Origin of the sequence: Winogradskyella sp. HB-48 (genome assembly GCF_049942685.1) — a bacterium.
Classification (GTDB): Bacteria; Bacteroidota; Bacteroidia; order Flavobacteriales; family Flavobacteriaceae; genus Winogradskyella.
The window spans coordinates 1,499,729-1,517,712 of sequence record NZ_CP187934.1 but is presented as its reverse complement, the minus strand read 5'-3'; the positions used below and the strand labels follow the sequence as shown (position 1 = coordinate 1,517,712).

17 protein-coding genes are annotated in these 17,984 nt (G+C 34.1%); 8 read left to right on the top strand and 9 right to left on the bottom strand.

The genetic code is table 11. The features are described from left to right. Position 1: 1 nt before the first annotated feature. Positions 2-676: a tRNA (guanosine(46)-N7)-methyltransferase TrmB gene (trmB, locus tag ACPX19_RS06745; protein ID WP_426432282.1), complete on the bottom strand. Its 675-nt coding sequence runs from the start codon at positions 674-676 to the stop codon at positions 2-4. A 65-nt stretch (positions 677-741) separates the two neighbouring features. Here trmB and ACPX19_RS06740 point away from each other — a divergent pair, with 65 nt between their 5' ends. Beyond that, positions 742-1,794: a glycosyltransferase gene (locus ACPX19_RS06740; RefSeq protein WP_426432280.1), complete on the top strand. Its 1,053-nt coding sequence runs from the start codon at positions 742-744 to the stop codon at positions 1,792-1,794. Here the strand turns inward: ACPX19_RS06740 and ACPX19_RS06735 are convergent. Both ACPX19_RS06735 and ACPX19_RS06730 read right to left on the bottom strand, forming a co-directional pair. Continuing rightward, entirely contained in the window at positions 1,768-2,811 is a 1,044-nt protein-coding gene (locus ACPX19_RS06735; RefSeq protein WP_426432279.1) for a sensor histidine kinase, read from the bottom strand. The two genes, ACPX19_RS06740 and ACPX19_RS06735, sit on opposite strands and share 27 nt — an antisense overlap. Further along, positions 2,811-3,494, bottom strand: a complete 684-nt coding sequence (locus ACPX19_RS06730) for a response regulator transcription factor (RefSeq protein WP_426432278.1) — start codon at positions 3,492-3,494, stop codon at positions 2,811-2,813. Before ACPX19_RS06730 ends, ACPX19_RS06735 begins: the two co-directional genes overlap by 1 nt. Before the next feature lie 229 nt (positions 3,495-3,723). Here ACPX19_RS06730 and ACPX19_RS06725 point away from each other — a divergent pair, with 229 nt between their 5' ends. After that, entirely contained in the window at positions 3,724-6,153 is a 2,430-nt protein-coding gene (locus ACPX19_RS06725; protein WP_426432276.1) for a T9SS type A sorting domain-containing protein, read from the top strand. Positions 6,154-6,226: 73 nt separating this feature from the next. Beyond that, positions 6,227-7,207, top strand: a complete 981-nt coding sequence (locus tag ACPX19_RS06720; protein WP_426432275.1) for an acyl transferase — start codon at positions 6,227-6,229, stop codon at positions 7,205-7,207. A 105-nt stretch (positions 7,208-7,312) separates the two neighbouring features. On the opposite strand, the gene tyrS is transcribed toward ACPX19_RS06720, so the two are convergent. Next, positions 7,313-8,608, bottom strand: coding sequence for a tyrosine--tRNA ligase (gene tyrS / locus ACPX19_RS06715; RefSeq protein WP_426432274.1), 1,296 nt, complete (start codon positions 8,606-8,608; stop codon positions 7,313-7,315). Between the two features lie 127 nt (positions 8,609-8,735). On the opposite strand from tyrS, the gene ACPX19_RS06710 reads away from it, so the two are divergent. Beyond that, complete coding sequence (locus ACPX19_RS06710) at positions 8,736-9,758, top strand: NAD-dependent epimerase/dehydratase family protein (RefSeq protein ID WP_426432272.1); 1,023 nt, start codon at positions 8,736-8,738, stop codon at positions 9,756-9,758. On the opposite strand, the gene ACPX19_RS06705 is transcribed toward ACPX19_RS06710, so the two are convergent. From ACPX19_RS06705 to ACPX19_RS06695, 3 genes are read right to left on the bottom strand one after another with little or no spacing between them, the layout of a single operon-like run. Then, positions 9,759-10,208: a DUF4296 domain-containing protein gene (locus ACPX19_RS06705; RefSeq protein ID WP_426432271.1), complete on the bottom strand. Its 450-nt coding sequence runs from the start codon at positions 10,206-10,208 to the stop codon at positions 9,759-9,761. It abuts the gene before it with no gap. Further along, positions 10,205-11,548, bottom strand: coding sequence for a dihydroorotase (locus ACPX19_RS06700; protein WP_426432270.1), 1,344 nt, complete (start codon positions 11,546-11,548; stop codon positions 10,205-10,207). Before ACPX19_RS06700 ends, ACPX19_RS06705 begins: the two co-directional genes overlap by 4 nt. 5 nt (positions 11,549-11,553) lie before the next feature. Further along, on the bottom strand, positions 11,554-12,279 hold the full coding sequence (locus ACPX19_RS06695; protein WP_426432268.1) for a polyprenol monophosphomannose synthase: 726 nt from the start codon (positions 12,277-12,279) through the stop codon (positions 11,554-11,556). Between the two features lie 137 nt (positions 12,280-12,416). Between ACPX19_RS06695 and ACPX19_RS06690 the strand changes: the two genes are divergently transcribed. Together ACPX19_RS06690 and ACPX19_RS06685 are read left to right on the top strand one after the other, a co-directional pair. Then, positions 12,417-13,067, top strand: coding sequence for a DUF4271 domain-containing protein (locus ACPX19_RS06690; RefSeq protein WP_426432267.1), 651 nt, complete (start codon positions 12,417-12,419; stop codon positions 13,065-13,067). Between the two features lie 15 nt (positions 13,068-13,082). After that, the gene (locus tag ACPX19_RS06685) at positions 13,083-13,832 is read left to right on the top strand and encodes a uroporphyrinogen-III synthase (protein WP_426432266.1); all 750 of its coding nucleotides are present in this window, start codon (positions 13,083-13,085) and stop codon (positions 13,830-13,832) included. Positions 13,833-13,903: 71 nt separating this feature from the next. On the opposite strand, the gene pckA is transcribed toward ACPX19_RS06685, so the two are convergent. Next, positions 13,904-15,523: a phosphoenolpyruvate carboxykinase (ATP) gene (gene pckA, locus ACPX19_RS06680; RefSeq protein ID WP_426432265.1), complete on the bottom strand. Its 1,620-nt coding sequence runs from the start codon at positions 15,521-15,523 to the stop codon at positions 13,904-13,906. A gap of 64 nt (positions 15,524-15,587) precedes the next feature. Then, entirely contained in the window at positions 15,588-15,977 is a 390-nt protein-coding gene (locus ACPX19_RS06675; RefSeq protein ID WP_426432264.1) for a DUF423 domain-containing protein, read from the bottom strand. An 81-nt stretch (positions 15,978-16,058) separates the two neighbouring features. Between ACPX19_RS06675 and ACPX19_RS06670 the strand changes: the two genes are divergently transcribed. Beyond that, a complete protein-coding gene (locus ACPX19_RS06670) occupies positions 16,059-17,423 on the top strand; it encodes a saccharopine dehydrogenase family protein (protein ID WP_426432263.1) in 1,365 nt (454 codons plus the stop codon). Between the two features lie 52 nt (positions 17,424-17,475). Then, on the top strand, positions 17,476-17,946 hold the full coding sequence (locus ACPX19_RS06665; RefSeq protein WP_426432262.1) for an Lrp/AsnC ligand binding domain-containing protein: 471 nt from the start codon (positions 17,476-17,478) through the stop codon (positions 17,944-17,946). The last annotated feature ends 38 nt before the right edge of the window (positions 17,947-17,984 follow it).

The window sequence follows — 17,984 nt, the reverse complement described above, 5'->3', positions numbered from 1 at the left end:
GTTAGTTGATTTTGAATCTAATATACGTAATTGCTTTGTCTTTTTCTAGATACTGATTCTCGTAAAAGGTCTGAATTTTTGTAACCTCTTCTGGGCTACCTTCTAATTTATAAACATTATGATTGGCATATAACACCTCGTAACCTAAACCATGTAACAATCCCAGTGTGTAACCATGCATGAATTCGCTATCGGTTTTAAGGTGCATCAGTCCGTTTGGCTTTAGAATTTTTTTATACCGTTCTAAAAACTGAATGTTTGTTAACCTATGCTTTGTTCTTTTGTATTTTATTTGTGGATCTGGAAAAGTAATCCATATTTCATCGACTTCATTTTCTTCAAATGTAAATTCTATCAACTCTATTTGGGTTCTTAAAAAAGCTGCATTATTTATATCTTCTTGTATTGCTGTTTTTGCTCCTCGCCAAAACCGAGCTCCTTTTATATCTATACCTATGAAATTTTTGTTTGGATAGCGTTTTGCCAATCCAATAGTATATTCTCCTTTACCACAACCAAGTTCTAGCACTAGAGGATTTTCATTTTTAAATATCTTTTCCCTCCATTTACCTTTTAGACTATAATTACCACCCATGAGTTCATCTCTGGTTGGCTGAAACACATTACCAAAGGTTTCATTTTCTTTAAATCTTTTGAGCTTATTTTTACTTCCCACGTTTTACTGCTTATTAATAATTTGGTAAAATTAAGGAAACATTTTAAGGTTTATATTTGCTTTTGATGAAAAGGATTTTAGTTGCTCCATTAAATTGGGGTTTAGGACATGCAACACGATGCATTCCTATAATAAAAGCTTTAATAGCAAATAATTTTGAACCTGTCATTGCCAGTGATGGTGAGGCTCTTAGATTATTGAAAAAAGAGTTTCCAAAACTTCAAGCCTTAGAACTTCCTTCGTATAATATTACATATTCTAAAAAAGCCAATAGTTTTAAACTAAAGCTTATAAAAGATTCCCCAAGTCTATTAAAAACCATAAAACGAGAAAAAAAAGTTACCGAAAGCCTTATTAAGTCTGAAAATATTTCAGGAATTATTTCTGATAACAGATTTGGCGTGAGGGACAAAAATGTACCTTCAGTTTTTATTACACATCAGCTGCGAGTACTAAGCGGAAGTACCACTTGGCTAAGCTCTAAACTTCATCAAAACATCATTTCTAAATTTGATGAATGTTGGGTACCAGATCATATTGGAACCAAAAATTTAAGTGGCAACTTAGGGCATATTGAAGGGTATAGATCTTCTATTAAGTATTTAGGCCCTCTGAGTAGATTTGAAAGACAAGATTTGGAAAAAAAATACAATTTACTCGTTGTCTTGTCAGGTCCAGAACCTCAGCGTTCATTCCTAGAAATAAAATTACTTGATGAGCTACAGTCTTTTAATGGCAAAGTATGTTTTATAAAAGGTCTTATTGAAAGCGAACAGCACAAAACACAAATTAACCATATTACAACATACAATTTTATGAAAAGCCAAGAGCTTGAAAAGGCTCTAAATGAAAGTAAACTTGTTTTAAGTAGATCTGGGTACACATCTATTATGGATTATGCCAAACTAGAAAAGAAAGCCTTTTTAATACCCACACCTGGACAGTTTGAACAAGAATATTTAGCAAAGAAATTTGATGATGAAAAAGTAGCACCTACCTGTAAACAAAAAGACTTTAAAATTGATATGCTAAATGAGATTGAGAATTATTCTGGATTCAAGTATTTACAGTACGACCTTAACTATAAAAAATTATTCAGCCTTTTCCAAGGTAAATGAAAACTCACTGCCAACACCCAACTCACTTTCTACATACATCCTTTCTTCGTGAGCTTCAATGATATGCTTTACAATTGACAAACCTAAACCTGAGCCACCTTCTTTCCTAGAACCACTTTTATCAACTCTATAGAATCTCTCAAACAAACGAGGCAAATTTTCCTTTTTAATACCTTCACCATTATCGGTTACACGTATAATTGCTTTGTTCTTTATTAGGTTTTCTATACTTACCTCTGTCGTACCCTTTTTTCTTCCGTATTTAATAGAGTTTACAATTAAATTAGTAAGTACTTGTTGAATACGCTCTATATCAGCATATACATAAATAGGATTTGGATAATCCATATCAAAGGTTAGCGTTATCTCTTTCTTTGCAGCCTTCATTTCAAAAAGCTCAAAAACATTCTGAACGAGTTTTACAATATCAAATTTTTCTTTGTTAAGACTTAGATCACCTACTTCAAGCTTAGTAATCATATCCAAATCCTTGATGATATATGTTAAACGTTCTACACCTTTACTAGCTCTCTGCAGATATTTTTTTCTAATTTTTTCGTCTTCTATTCCACCATCTAAAAGTGTATCTATGTAACCTTGAACTGTAAATAAAGGTGTTTTAAGCTCGTGTGAAACATTGCCAATAAATTCCTTTCTGTATTCTTCTCTAATCTTCAGCGTTTCTATTTCAATTTTTTTGTCTCTAGCGTATTTATCAATTTCTTTGGTTAATGTACCCATATCTGTTGTTATAGGTTGCCGTCTTAGACTTGTTGACTCTAAAAGTGTTAAGTCGTCATATATTTTTTTCACTCTCCTATAAATGAAGTGCTCTACCCTGTATTGTATGATTGCAAAACATGATGGGAAACAAATTATTGGGAAAAATATAATCTGCCAATTAAATGTGTGGTAGTAGTACAAAAAAACACTCACTAGGAGTGTTGCAAAAAATGTAACATACAATGATGTTCTTAGAGCGAACTTATATGTTTTTTTTAGATTTTTTTTCTGCATTAGTCTACAAACTTGTAACCAACGCCTTTTACGGTTTTAAAAGATTTGTCTCCTATCTTTTCGCGAAGTTTTCTAATATGTACATCTATGGTTCTTCCACCAACAACAACTTCATTACCCCAAACTTTATCTAAAATTTCTTCGCGCTTAAAAACTTTACCAGGCTTAGTTGCCAACAAAGATAATAATTCAAACTCTTTTCTTGGCAGAATAATTTCTTCACCATTTTTTGTAATCTTGTACTCTTCCCTGTTAATGACCAAATCTCCTATCTTAACAGATTCATTAGGGTTATCGGTATCCTTAAGCCTTCTTAGTAAAGCTTTTACTTTACTAACCAATACCTTTGGTTTTATTGGTTTTGTAATATAATCGTCAGCGCCAGCATCAAAACCAGCAACCTGAGAATAATCTTCACCTCTTGCGGTTAAAAAAGCAATAATGGTATTGTTTAGTTTAGAATCTTGACGTATACGCTCGCAAGCTTCAATACCATCCATTTCTGGCATCATAACATCTAAAATAATTAAATGAGGCTTGTGTTTCTTAGCTTTTTCAATGGCTTCTATACCGTTTTCACCTGTTATAACTTGGTAACCTTCTGCAGATAAATTATAACCTACAATTTCTAAGATATCTGGCTCATCATCTACCAATAGTATCTTAATATCCTTTTTTTTCACTGTTAAGATAATTTTAAGCTACCGTAAAGATAAAATATATCTTATTAAGTAAGCCTTTTATAGAAATTGATAACAATTCTCTAACATTAAAATTTAATGCTATGATTACAAAACAATTATTAAAACACAGATGTTAACTTATTGTAAAAAAGCACATTGTTGATAAAAACACCATCTGAAACTCAGTATTTGTTAGTATATTTGAAGTCTAATTATTTAAAAATCAATTATGAAAAAACTTTACTTTTTACTCTTAACTTTAATTGGGTTGATGTCTTATGCTCAGACACCGATAATAACTGCCATTGTTGATGGTGATTGTTCAGGAGGTAACCCAAAATTACTAGAGATTTACGCTAGTGGAACAGTTGACTTTTCTCTTTACAGCTTAGAAAATCAAACTAACGCTAACACAACATGGGGAAATACCCAAGATTTGAGTGCGCTGGGAATTGTGACTAACAGTTTTGTTTATATAACAACAACAGGAAGTGAAACCGCTTTAGGCTCTGATTTCCCTTCTATTACATTTACAAACCCTAATGTATTAGCTTCAAACACTATGAATGTTAATGGTGATGACCGCGTCAGAATCATACTAACGGCTGATAGTACTGTTATTGATCAATTTGGCGCTGAAGGCATTGATGGTACTGGTACTACTTGGGAATATCTAGATTCTTACGCTAAAAGAAATAACAACACTGGTCCAGATGGTGGATTTAACGAAGCTAACTGGACATTTGGTGGTGTTTCTGCTCTAAATACCTTAGGTGTTTGTCAAGGCGGAGCTGACACTTTTGAAACATTAATTGGAGGTATTGGTACTTATACATCTACTGGTGGTTCTTGTGGTGTATCATTATCTTCTGCGGTTTACAACTGTATGACTAATACTGTAGGTGATAATAATGATGGTGTTACCATTGATATTTCTTACTCTGGCTCAGACGCAGGTATTACATCTGTAACTTCAAATACTGCTTCTGTGAGTGGTGATGACCCAGCTGTTACAGCAGGTGGTACTATAACACTATCTGGTTTATCAGAAGGTGACGCTTGGGATTTAACTTTAAATGGCGGTGATTGTGATGGCACTACTTTATCAGGTACTGTTCCTGCTGCACAATGTGACCCGGCTCCAAACACATGCTTTGACTTAAGTGCTGGACCTGAACTGTTTGAATTAGTAACTGTTGCATCAAATTCTGATGTTGACGTATGGACAGAAACTGCTGGAACATATTCTATGAATGGTTTTTGTGGTGGTGGATGTATGGAAGAATCAAACACTTGGTTAATATTTGGCCCATTAGATATGACAGGAGTAACAGATTTAGAATTACTTTTTGATGCTACTGAAGGATTTGATGGTACAGATTTAAACGTTCAATACACTACTGACTATAGTGCTAACTGTCCTGACGGTGCAACTTGGACTTCGGCTTTAACTGTTAGTGCTTCTGGTTCTTACAGCGCTGATTTATCAGGTGTTTCCGGGACAGCAGTTTTTCTAGGCATCCAATACTTAGATAGTGATGGGAGCTTTTCTTCTTGGGACCTTTCTAATGTAAGTTTAGCTGCTTTTGGTTCTTGTCCTGCCTTAGGCACAAGACCAGTTTCTGACTGTGCAGTTTGTGATGTTACTTTAGGTACAGAAACTTACACTTGTGCTACCAATACTGTTGGTGATAATAATGATGGTGTTACCGTTAATATTCCTTACTCAGGATTAGACAATACTATAGTAAATGTTTCTGTAACAGGCGGAACACCAGGTGGAGATGATCCTGCTTTAACTGCTGATGGCACTATCACCATTTCTGGTTTAACCGAAGGTGGTGCTTGGAGCGTAACTTTAAATGGTGGTGATTGTGATGGTACTACATTATCTGGCACTGTTCCTTCGTCTGCTTGTGATCCTGTATTTTTGTTAATTAATGAAATAAATGCTGACCCTGATGCTACAAATGGTGATGCTAATGGTGATGGAACTGTTAATACTTCTGAAGATGAATTTGTTGAAATTTATAATAGTGGTGCTACTAGTATAGATTTAACTGACTTTACAATTTCAGATGCAGTAACCGTTAGACATACTTTCCCAAGCGGTACAGTATTAGCACCTAACAGTTTTATAACTGTATTTGGTGGTGGTACACCAACAGGAATCAATGGTATAGCACAAACAGCTTCTTCTGGAGGTTTAGGTCTTAACAACGGTGGTGATTCTGTAATTATTGCTAATAGTAGTGCTTTAGTTATTCTACAAGAAGATTATGGTGCAGCAGGAAACAATCAATCTATTGCTCGTAGTCCTGATTTTACTGGTGCATTTGTAGATCACAGTACTATAGTTTCTAATCCTGTTTTATTCTCACCTGGTGCAAGAAATGATGGACAACCACTTTCTACTGAGAATTTTGAAACTGCTCAATTCTCAATTTACCCTAACCCAACAAATACTGGTTTCGTAACCATTACATCATCTAGTAGTGATGCTATGAATGTACAGGTATTTGATATACTAGGTAAGCAAGTGAAAAATGAAACTTTAACTAATAATACACTTAATGTATCTAACCTTAATACTGGTGTGTATATTTTGAAGATTACTCAAAACAATGCCTCTACGACTAAGAAATTAGTTATTAAATAATCATTGTTTCTAACTATAAAGAAAGCGCAGCTAAGATTTAGCTGCGCTTTTTTATTTTCAATACTTTTGCAAAATGATTTCTAAGGACGCTATTTTTAATATTAAAACCAATGCTGAGTTTGATGCATTGGCACTTGATATCTTTAGATTTCAGTTTGAAAACAATTCAGTTTATCGCTCATTTTGCGATTTACTTTATAAACAGCCATCAGATGTAAAACATCTTAGAGATATTCCTTTTTTACCCATTCAGTTTTTCAAAACCCATAAGGTTTTGAGTTCTCAAAATAAAATTGAAAAAATCTTTACCAGCTCTGGGACTACAGGAAGCACAACTAGTAAACATTTTGTAACAGACCTAAGTATTTATGAAGAAAGTTACTTAAGGGGATTTCAACATTTTTATGGTAATGTTGAAGATTATGTGTTATTGGCTTTATTGCCTTCTTATTTAGAGCGAAAAGGTTCCTCATTAATTTACATGGTTAATGATTTAATTCAAAAATCCAAACGTCCTGAAAGTGGCTTTTACCTCAACAATCTTCAAGACCTTTCTGAAACCCTAAAACAACTTGAAGCTAAGGGTCAAAAAACACTCTTGATTGGTGTCTCCTTTGCTTTACTAGATTTAGTTGAACAATTTCAATTTAATTTAAAGCATACCTTAGTGATGGAAACTGGTGGTATGAAAGGTAGAAGAAAAGAAATTATACGCCAAGAACTTCACGACCGGCTTAAAACGGGTTTTGGTGTCAATGAAATTCATAGTGAATATGGCATGACAGAACTTTTAAGTCAGGCCTATTCTAAAGGCAATGGAATATTTGTGTGTCCTCCTTGGATGAAAGTTTTTACTAGAGACACGGAAGATGCTTTAACATTATTGCCCAACAATAAGACAGGCGGCATAAATATTATAGACCTGGCTAATATGAATTCCTGTTCCTTCATTGCCACTCAAGATTTAGGTAAAACCTTTGAAAATGGGCGATTTGAAATTATTGGACGGTTTGATAACTCCGATATTAGAGGTTGTAACTTGATGGCCTTGTAAGGTTAATGAATTTATTACGACTAAATAATTGCTATCGAAAAGAAAGATTTTTCAATAGTTGATTGATTGGTTATAGGTGCCCAAAATTTCTTTTGGGCACTTTTATTATCCTACCTTAATGATATAGGTGTTTTTCTTGCCTTTATTAAGTATGATATAGGTATTGTTGATCAAGTCGTCAAAACTTAACGTGTAGTCTTCATTAACCTTTTCCTTGTTTACAGAAATAGAATTTTCTTTCAATGCTCTACGCGCTTCACCATTAGAACTTAAGAAATTGGTTTTAGCCGCTAAAGCACCTATCATGTCTAAACCTTCTTCAAATTCAGATTTTGAAACAAACGCTTGAGGCACTCCTTCAAAAACATCCAAGAAAGTTGCTTCATCTAGCGTTTTAATATCCTCCTTAAATGTTTTACTGAATAAAATATTTGATGCTTTAACAGCATTATCACAATCCTCTTTAGAGTGTACCATTGTTGTGATCTCTTCGGCTAACTTTTTTTGTAATGTTCTTAAATGCGGAGCTTCATTATGGATATCTACTATCGCATTAATTTCATTTTCATCCAAAAAGGTAAAAATCCTAATGTACTTTTCAGCATCTTCATCACTCGAGTTTAACCAATATTGGTAGAATTTATAAGGTGACGTTCGTTTAGCATCCAACCAGACATTTCCACCTTCTGATTTACCAAATTTAGAACCATCACTCTTTGTAATTAATGGGCAAGTAATGGCAAATCCCTTACCGTCACCAATACGTCTTATTAACTCTGTACCAGTGGTAATATTTCCCCATTGGTCACTTCCACCCATTTGTATTGTACAGTTATTTTCTCTGTATAAATGTAAAAAGTCATAACCTTGTACCAACTGGTATGTAAATTCCGTAAAACTCATGCCATCATTAGCAGACTCACCAGAAATTCGACTCTTTACAGAGTCTTTTGCCATCATATAATTTACAGTGATATGCTTACCGACATCTCTAATAAATTCTAAGAATGAAAATTCTTTCATCCAATCATAATTATTCACTAGAACAGCTGCATTAGCATCATTACTTTCAAAATCCAAAAAATGGGATAATTGTTTTTTTATGGATTCTTGGTTGTGACGTAATGTCTTTTCATCCAACAAATTACGTTCAGAAGATTTTCCAGATGGATCGCCAATCATACCTGTTGCACCACCAACCAAAGCTACGGGTTTATGTCCACAACGCTGATAATGGGCCAATAACATAATAGGAACCAAATTACCAATATGCAAGGAATCTGCAGTTGGGTCAAAACCAACATAAGCACTTCGCATGGTTTCTGATAAATGTTCTTCTACTCCTGGCATACTTTGATGTAGCATACCTCTCCATTCTAATTCCTCTATAAAATTCTTCATTATGAAACTCGTGTTATTAGACCGTTGGCAAAGATATGTTTCCACTTTAAAAGAGAAAAGACAATTTTAACGTAATTTTACTTCGGCTACGCTCAGTAACCAAACATGAATTTAAGAATAGTTTTAGATGATATTAGTTACAGGAGGAACAGGATTAGTAGGTTCACATTTGCTTTACAAATTAGTCTCTGATGGGCAAAATGTGCGTGCAATTTACAGGCGTGAAAAAACCCTGAAACGTGTTGCTCATGTTTTTACTTATTTTTCTGATGATGCAGAAAATCTCTTTAACAAGATTGATTGGATAGAAGCTGATCTTAATGATATCCCTAAACTTCAAGAGGCTTTTGAAGGTATCACACATGTTTATCATTGCGCTGCTTTTGTCTCTTTTGAGCCTAATAAATACCATCAGCTACGTAAAATAAATATTAAGGGCACTGCAAACATTGTTAATTTATGCGTAAGTCATTCTGTAAAAAAACTATGTTATGTAAGTTCTATTGCTGCAATAGGGCATCATGAAGATTCTGAAAAACTAATTACTGAACAAACCGCATGGAATCCTGAAGACGACAATAGTGTTTATGCCATTACAAAGTATGGTGCAGAGCTTGAGGTTTGGCGTGGCACACAAGAAGGTGTTGATGCTGTGATCGTAAATCCTGGAATTATTCTTGGTGCTGGCTATTGGAAAGGTGGGAGTAGTGGTAATTTATTCAGAAAAATACATCAAGGGATGAATTATTATGTAAATGGAGTCGTAGGATATATTGATGTTTTTGATGTGATTAACGCTATGATTTCGCTGATGAAAAGTAGCATTAAAAATGAAAATTACATTTTAGTTGCCGAAAACCTTAGTTTTAAGGATTTTCAATATAAAGTGGCCGAAACTTTAAATGTTAATCCACCTAAAAAAGTAGCCAAACCATGGCTCTTGAATTTAGCTTGGAGGTTAGATTGGCTGAAGCATAAATTAACAGGTTCTAGGAGAAGCTTTACAAAGCAAACCGCTAAATCTGCTGTAAGCATTACAAAATACGATAATTCGAAAATCAAAAATGCTCTAGACTTTAAATTCAAACCTATTAACCAATCTATTGAGGAAATTTGTAAGCTGTATATTAAAGATCTGAAACAGAAGTAATCAGTTACTCACTTCTTCTTTTAAGGCTTTTTTGATGGAATCTCTTCTTTGTTCATTTACTCTAGTTATAGAGTCTCTTCTACGCTTTGCCTTTTGATCCGCTTTTTTATCTAAATCTTCAAATGTTTTTTTATCCTTCTCTAACCTATTCTTTACCTTTTCTACTATAGATTTGTACAAATCAGGATCAAACGCATAATAAGCATTACTCTCAGTAAATTGGGCGCTATCAATCTGATGTTTAGTTAAAATATAGGTTTCTGGCACAATCCCTTTATCCTCTAATAGCTTTCTGTTAACTCCTTTGGCTGCATTAATAACATATAAGTCATACAAAATGCTTTCCATCTTATCTTTAGAAATAAGATTACTCGGTTTTGGTGGCCTGTCTTTATTTTCACAAGAAATTATTAAAACAACTAAAGCTAATATATGCAGAAGTTTTTTCATCTATTGAAAGTTAATCGCTTAGCTGCTTTAACGTTTAATACTTTAAAATTGTTGTAAACTAACTGACCATTTAAAAAGGTATGAGTTACCCTACTTTTAAAGGTATTACCTTCAAAAGGCGACCAACCACATTTATATAAAATATTTCCTTTATTAACCGTCCAAGGGTTGTTCATATCTACGATGACTAAATCCGCATAATAACCCTCTTTGATAAAACCGCGTTTTTCTACATTAAAGAGAATAGCAGGATTATGGCAGGCTTTCTCTACTATCTTTTCGACAGAGATTTTTCCTTGATGGTGCATTTCTAATAATGCTACCAATGCATGTTGTACTAGTGGTCCGCCAGAAGGGGCACTTGTATAAGGGTTACTTTTTTCTTCAAGAGTATGAGGTGCGTGATCTGTTGCTATAACATCAATTCTATCATCTAGCAAGGCCTTAAGTAATTGCTCTCTATCCTTAGATGTCTTTACTGCTGGATTCCATTTTATATGGCTTCCTTTCTTGGCATAATCTTCGTCTGAAAACCACAAATGGTGAATACAAACCTCAGCAGTTATCTTCTTATCTTTTAACGGAACCTTGTTTGTAAACAGATTGGTTTCTTTTCCTGTTGATAAATGAAACACGTGTAATCTTGCTCCTGTCTTTTTTGCCAATTCAATTGCTCTTGATGATGATAAGTAACACGCCTCTTCACTCCTAATTATTGGATGCTTTTCCATTGGAATGTCGTCACCATATTCTGCTTTATATTTTGCAAGATTTTCTCGTATAGTAGCTTCATCCTCACAATGCACAGAAATAACCATATCTGTACTAGAAAATATTTTTTCTAAAACTTTTGGGTCATCCACCAACATATTACCGGTAGATGAGCCTAAGAATAATTTTAATCCTGCTACTGTTTTTGGGTCTACTTTTAATATTTCGTCTAGGTTGTCATTAGTACCACCAAACATAAAGGAGTAGTTGGCATAGGAGGTCTTGGCTGCAATAGCAAATTTTTCTTCCAGCTTTTCTATTGTTGTGGTTTGGGGATTGGTATTTGGCATTTCTATAAAAGAAGTAATACCACCAGCTAGTGCAGCTTTAGATTCTGTTTCTATATTGGCCTTATGGGTTAATCCTGGCTCTCTAAAATGCACTTGATCATCAATCATACCTGGCAAAACATAGTTACCTTCGACATCTATTACTGTTATATCTGCAGACTTAACACTAATAGAGTCGTCTATCTCTTTTATATAATCATCTTCAATAAGTATATCGCCTTCAACTATTTTTCTTTCGTTGACAATCTTAGCATTTTTAATAAGGATTTGTCGTTTCATTATTCTCAAGACTTAGTAAATAAACTTTTCAATTTCAAACTTATAACTCCAAAAATAGCTTCAGAAATAATACTTCCGCTCATTTTTGACTTTCCTTTAATTCTATCTTTAAAAATAACAGGAATTTCAACAATTTTAAAGCCTTTTTTATACGCTTTAAATTTCATTTCAATCTGAAAAGCATAGCCTATAAACTTTACTTTGTTTAAGTTAATAGATTCCAAAACTTTTCTTTTGTAACAGATAAATCCCGCTGTAGAATCTTTTACCTTCATACCTGTGATTAATCGCACATAAAGTGAAGCACCATAAGATAAAAGTATTCTAGAAAGTGGCCAGTTAACTACAGTAATACCCTTAACGTATCTTGAGCCAACCGCAATATCGGCACCATTAATAAAGCAGGCATCATACAACTTTATCAAGTCCTTTGGGTTGTGGGAAAAATCGGCATCCATTTCAAAAATGAAGTCATATGAATTTTCCAAAGCCCATTTAAAACCTGAAATATAGGCCGCACCTAATCCAATTTTTTTATCGCGCTGTAGTAAAAAAAGCTGATTAGGGTATTCTACTTGCAAAGATTTAACCTGATCTACTGTTCCATCTGGCGAGTTATCATCTACTACTAATACATGAAATGATTTATCTTGAGAAAATACAGCTTTTAAAATAGCTTCTATATTTTCAATCTCATTATATGTTGGGATTATGACTAGTGCGTCAGACATTTGTATACTTTTAAAACACACCTTTGTGTTGCTGATAGAATTTTGACAAATGTAAAGTTTTTAGTGGATTAAAAACTGTTATAACTTTATTAAGATTTTAATTATGCTAAGCATTATTTTCTTTATAATTTAGCAATATGAGGGAGTACATAACACACGATTGGTTTACAATACTTACTGCTTTTGGGATTTTTGCATTAGCTTTTGCCAAGTATATCAACACATTGCGTTTTAGTGACTTTATATCTATAATAGGAAATTCTAAGTATCTTAAAATTTACAGTAAAGACCAGAAGTTTATAGATCCTTTTGATGGACTATTATTTCTTAACCTTGCTTTTTCTGGAAGTATATTTTTATTTTTTTGTTACTCTACATTTATATCACCGTTAACGTTTGAGTTGATTTCATTTTTGAAATTACTACTGGCTGTTGCAACTGTGGTAATTATTAAGACGCTTTTAGAACGCCTTATTGCTAGCCTTTTTGAGATTGATAGTATTATTGATTCATATTTGTTTCAAAAGATTACATTTCTAAATTATTCTGGTTTAGTTTTAATCATAGCTAACATATTATTACTCTATACCAATACAAACTCCAAAATTGTAATAATTGCATCTTTTACCTTGATTTTTTTAATAAATCTCATAGGTTTTATCACTTCATTCAAAAACCATCAAAAAATAATAAATCAAAACTTTTTCTATTTTTTATTGTATCTTTGCGCTCTCGAAATTGCGCCTTATGTGCTTTTATATAAGGTCATTAGCGAGTATAACGTTTAAAACAAAGGGGTTTATATGAAAGTGAAGACGATTTTAGTATCGCAACCAGAGCCTAAAATAGAGAATTCTCCATACTTTGAATTGCAGGAAAAACAAAAAATCAAAGTTGACTTTAGACCTTTTATACATGTAGAAGGTGTTTCTGCCAAGGAAATAAGACAACAAAAGGTAGATCTCAACAAGTTTACCGCTATTATACTTACCAGTAGAAACTCAGTAGATCATTTTTTTAGGGTAGCAGACGAAATGCGTTTTAAAGTACCAGATACAATGAAGTACTTTTGCCAATCTGAAGCTGTTGCTTACTACTTGCAGAAGTATGTAGTCTACCGAAAGCGTAAAATTTATGTTGGTAAACGTAATTTTGAAGATCTTGCTCCTTTGATCAAAAAATATAAAGACGAAGCATTTTTGCTACCTACTACAGATAAAGTAAAACCTATTATACCTGAAACACTAAACAGTTTGGGCGTTAACTGGAAACAGGCTACGTTTTACAAAACTGTGATAAGTGATTTATCTGATTTAGCCAATGTGTACTATGATATCTTGGTGTTCTTCAGTCCATCTGGTATTGAATCGTTATTCCATAATTTTCCTGATTTTAAACAAAATAACACGCGTATTGCAGTGTTTGGAAATACAACAATAAAAGCTGTAGAGGAAAAGGGACTTCGTGTAGATATTGCTGCACCAACACCTGAAACTCCTTCAATGACAATGGCCTTACAAAAGTATATAGATGAGGTTAACAAAGTTAAATAGTTTAATAAAAACCGCATATAAAAAAAGCGATTCTAAATAGAATCGCTTTTTTGCTTTGTTAAGCATTTGTCTTAAAACGCGTAGCGTTGTGGTCCACCTCTTCTGATTTCCTCAGAGGCATAAGACTCAAACTTTTTAAAGTTATCTCTAAATGCATTGGCCAATTTAAATGCCATTTTATAATAGGCTTCATCATTATTCCAGGTTGTTCTTGGGCTTAATACCTCTTTCGGAACACCAGGACATTGTCTTGGTTGCGCCACACCAAATACAGAATGGATATGATAATGATCATAATCGTAAAGACCTAAATCACCATTTAATGCTGCATTAATCATAGCACGTGTATATTTTAACTTCATGCGTGTACCTACACCGTAAGGACCACCTGTCCAACCTGTATTAACTAACCACACATTAACACCAGCCTCTTTCATTTTCTTACTTAGCATATCTGCATATTCTGCTGGATGTAATGGCATAAATGGCGCACCAAAACAAGCCGAAAAAGACGGTTGTGGTTCAACCACACCTGCCTCAGTACCAGCAACTTTTGCTGTATAACCAGATATAAAATGGTAAGCAGCTTGTGCTGGTGTCAACTTTGAAATAGGAGGTAGAACACCAAATGCATCTGCTGTTAAAAAGAAAATATTCTTAGGGTTTTTACCAATTGAGGGCTGTTGAATATTGTCGATATGGTAAATTGGATAACTTACCCTTGTATTTTGTGTGATGGATGTATCAGCAAAGTCAACATTACCTTGGTCATCCATGATGATATTTTCTAGTAAGGCTCCGGGTTTAATTGCACCAAAAATCTCTGGTTCCTGTTCTTCAGAAAGATTAATCGCTTTGGCGTAGCAACCGCCCTCAAAATTAAATACTGTGTTTTCAGCTGTCCAGCCATGCTCATCATCACCAATTAGCTTTCTACTCTGATCAGTTGATAAAGTTGTTTTTCCAGTACCAGAGAGTCCGAAGAAAATAGCTGTTTCACCGCTCTCCCCAATATTGGCAGAGCAGTGCATTGGCAGTACATCCTTTTCAACAGGTAATATAAAATTCAATGCCGTGAAGATGCCTTTCTTCATTTCACCTGTATAAGCAGAGCCACCAACAAGAGCAATCTTTTTTGTAAAGTTAAGGATTGAAAAATTCCCTTGTCTTAAACCGTGAGCTTCTGGGTTTGGACATTCATAACCAGGTGCACAAAGTACCAACCATTCTTCTTTAAAATCTTTTAATTCCTCTTCAGAAGGTCTTAAAAACATATTGTAAACAAACATATTAGACCATGGATATTCCGTAATGGTTCTAACGTTCATTTTATAGTTAGGATCTGCACACACATAACCATCCCTTGCATAGATTTCTTTACCAGATAAGTAGTTTTCGATTTCACTTTGCAGAAAATCGAAATGCTCTGGCGAAATTGCCTTATTAGATTTTCCCCACCAAATACGGTCTTTAGTGTAATCGTCCTTAACCAAAAAACGGTCTTCGGGAGAACGACCAGTGAATTTACCAGTATTAATTGCCAAAGTACCGTTAGCGGTTTCTTTTCCCATGCCTTTTTCTACGGTAATCTCTTGAAGTTTGGAAGGCTCTAACTGATAATGAACCTTGGCGTTTTTAATGCCATAATTTTCTAACGAAATCGATTTCGTTGATTGTGTATGGTTTACCATAATTTTTGTGTTGTTTAGGCTGCAAAATTATAACTTTATTTTAAAAAGGCATGGTTAAAAGTTATTAATCGACCTTATTTCTTATAATACCGATTAACACCATAGACCAAGCCAAAATTAGCAATAGACCACCTATTGGTGTAATGGCTGCAATTGTCTTAAAATCAAAGCTTAAGAGTTGGTTGGTTGCTAGACCATATATAGAGCCCGAAAAGAACAATAAGCCAATAAGCACTAGATAAAAAACTATTTTTTTAGTCTTCAAAGTCACAAAAGAAGTTCCGCCAAGAATTAGAAGAAAAAAGGCATGATACATTTGATAACGCACACCTGTTTCAAATGTATTAACAGCATCTGCACCTACCAATTTTTCTAAACCATGGGCCGCAAAAGCTCCTAAAATTATTCCTAAGATTCCTAAAATGCTTCCTGCGATTAATATTTTTTTGTTCATAAGTAAAATACGTTTTTGGTTTCTTTTGCTTAGGGTATTTATTACATTCGTGCATTACAAAATTAGTCATATAAAGCCACTATGCGAAAGATTTTAATCATTGGTGCAGGTAAATCTTCATCATACCTTATAAAATACTTACTAGATAAATCTCAGTCTGAAAATCTTCAAATCACTATCGGAGATGTCAACGTTGAAAATGCACAAAAGCTTGTTGGGAAAAACGCTGATGTCAATATCACTCATTTAGATGTTTTTAATTCCAACTCAAGAAGTGAAGCGGTAAAAAACGCAGATATCGTTGTTTCTATGCTTCCTGCTCGTTTTCATATTGAGGTTGCTAAAGATTGTATTACTTATAAAAAGCACATGGTAACTGCGTCTTATGTAAGTAAAGAAATGGAAGCTTTAGATGACGATGCCAAAACTAACGGTCTTGTTTTTATGAACGAAATTGGTGTAGATCCTGGAATTGACCACATGAGTGCAATGCAGGTTATCGATCGTATAAGGGAAAATGGTGGTAAGATGATTTTGTTTGAATCCTTTACTGGTGGTCTTGTAGCTCCAGAAAGTGATAACAACCTATGGCATTATAAATTTACTTGGAATCCAAGAAACGTTGTAATTGCAGGACAAGGTGGAGCTGCTAAATTTCTACAGGAAAAACAATTCAAATACATTCCTTATGACAGGTTATTTAGACGTACAGAGTTTTTAGACATAGATGGTTATGGGCGTTTTGAAGCTTATGCCAATAGGGATTCTTTAAAATACCAGCATGTTTATGGCTTGGACCAAGTAAGGACTTTATATCGTGGCACCATGAGACGTGTTGGCTTTAGCAGAGCTTGGCATGTTTTTGTACAACTAGGTATGACGGACGATAGTTACACAATAGACGATAGCATTAATATGAGTTATCGTGATTTTGTAAATGCCTTTTTGCCTTACAGCCCAACAGACTCAGTTGAATTGAAATTTAGGCACGCGCTGAAAATAGATCAAGACGATACCGTTTGGGATAAATTTCTGGAACTCGACATCTTCAATCCAAAAAAAATGGTTGGTTTGGACAAAGCTACACCTGCTCAGATTTTACAGAAAATTTTAATGGATAGTTGGACACTCAATTCTGAAGACAAAGACATGATTGTGATGTACCACAAGTTTGGATACGAACTCAAAGGTGAGAAACACCAAATAGACTCTACAATGGTTGTTGTTGGTGAAGACCAAACTTACACCGCTATGGCCAAAACGGTAGGCCTACCAGTTGCTATGGCAACATTGGATATCTTAAACGGAAAGATAAAAACTCCTGGTGTACAAATTCCTATTTCAAAAGAAGTTTACACACCAATTTTAGAGGAATTAAAAACTTATGGTATTGAATTTAAAGAAAAAGAAGTACCATATTTGGGGTATAACCCTCTTAATCTTTAATAATTTATAATCCTTTTCTTATTTTTAACTTTCAAACTTTAAGTTTTTCAATATGAAAGTTAACGATAAAGGCATCTACATAGATGGCATTGATAAAAAAATTCTAAGGTCACTAATGGAGGATGCTCGAACTCCAATTTTAGAAATAGCACGACATGTAGGCATATCAGGTGCTGCCATACATCAACGTCTTAAAAAACTCGAAAAATCAGGGCTTTTAGCAGGTTCTAAGTTCATAATTAATCCAAAGGTTTTAGGGTACAATACTATGGCTTTTGTTGGAGTATATTTAGACAAAGCTGTAAGTAATCCTGAAGCTGTGAAGCAACTTCAGCGTGTTCCGGAAGTCATTGAATGCCATTATACTACTGGAGAATGGAGTATTTTCATAAAGATTTTGTCTAAGGATAACGAACACTTAATGCACTTGCTTAATACCGAAATACAAGCTATAAAAGGCGTCTCTAGAACCGAGACCTTTATTTCACTTCAACAGCAGATAAACAGACAGATTAAAGTTTAATTGTTATCCCTATAAGCTAAACTGTTAAATAGACGCTA

Excerpts from the sequence above, each read along its gene's own strand:
- ACPX19_RS06700 (WP_426432270.1), bottom strand. The coding sequence starts at position 11,548 with ATGAAACGACAAATCCTTATTAAAAATGCTAAGATTGTCAACGAAAGA.
- ACPX19_RS06740 (WP_426432280.1), top strand. The coding sequence starts at position 742 with ATGAAAAGGATTTTAGTTGCTCCATTAAATTGGGGTTTAGGACATGCA.
- ACPX19_RS06735 (WP_426432279.1), bottom strand. The coding sequence starts at position 2,811 with ATGCAGAAAAAAAATCTAAAAAAAACATATAAGTTCGCTCTAAGAACA.
- ACPX19_RS06695 (WP_426432268.1), bottom strand. The coding sequence starts at position 12,279 with ATGTCTGACGCACTAGTCATAATCCCAACATATAATGAGATTGAAAAT.
- ACPX19_RS06685 (WP_426432266.1), top strand. The coding sequence starts at position 13,083 with ATGAAAGTGAAGACGATTTTAGTATCGCAACCAGAGCCTAAAATAGAG.
- ACPX19_RS06705 (WP_426432271.1), bottom strand. The coding sequence starts at position 10,208 with ATGAAAAAACTTCTGCATATATTAGCTTTAGTTGTTTTAATAATTTCT.
- ACPX19_RS06690 (WP_426432267.1), top strand. The coding sequence starts at position 12,417 with ATGAGGGAGTACATAACACACGATTGGTTTACAATACTTACTGCTTTT.
- ACPX19_RS06720 (WP_426432275.1), top strand. The coding sequence starts at position 6,227 with ATGATTTCTAAGGACGCTATTTTTAATATTAAAACCAATGCTGAGTTT.
- ACPX19_RS06665 (WP_426432262.1), top strand. The coding sequence starts at position 17,476 with ATGAAAGTTAACGATAAAGGCATCTACATAGATGGCATTGATAAAAAA.
- ACPX19_RS06670 (WP_426432263.1), top strand. The coding sequence starts at position 16,059 with ATGCGAAAGATTTTAATCATTGGTGCAGGTAAATCTTCATCATACCTT.
- ACPX19_RS06675 (WP_426432264.1), bottom strand. The coding sequence starts at position 15,977 with ATGAACAAAAAAATATTAATCGCAGGAAGCATTTTAGGAATCTTAGGA.
- tyrS (WP_426432274.1), bottom strand. The coding sequence starts at position 8,608 with ATGAAGAATTTTATAGAGGAATTAGAATGGAGAGGTATGCTACATCAA.
- ACPX19_RS06710 (WP_426432272.1), top strand. The coding sequence starts at position 8,736 with ATGATATTAGTTACAGGAGGAACAGGATTAGTAGGTTCACATTTGCTT.
- pckA (WP_426432265.1), bottom strand. The coding sequence starts at position 15,523 with ATGGTAAACCATACACAATCAACGAAATCGATTTCGTTAGAAAATTAT.
- ACPX19_RS06725 (WP_426432276.1), top strand. The coding sequence starts at position 3,724 with ATGAAAAAACTTTACTTTTTACTCTTAACTTTAATTGGGTTGATGTCT.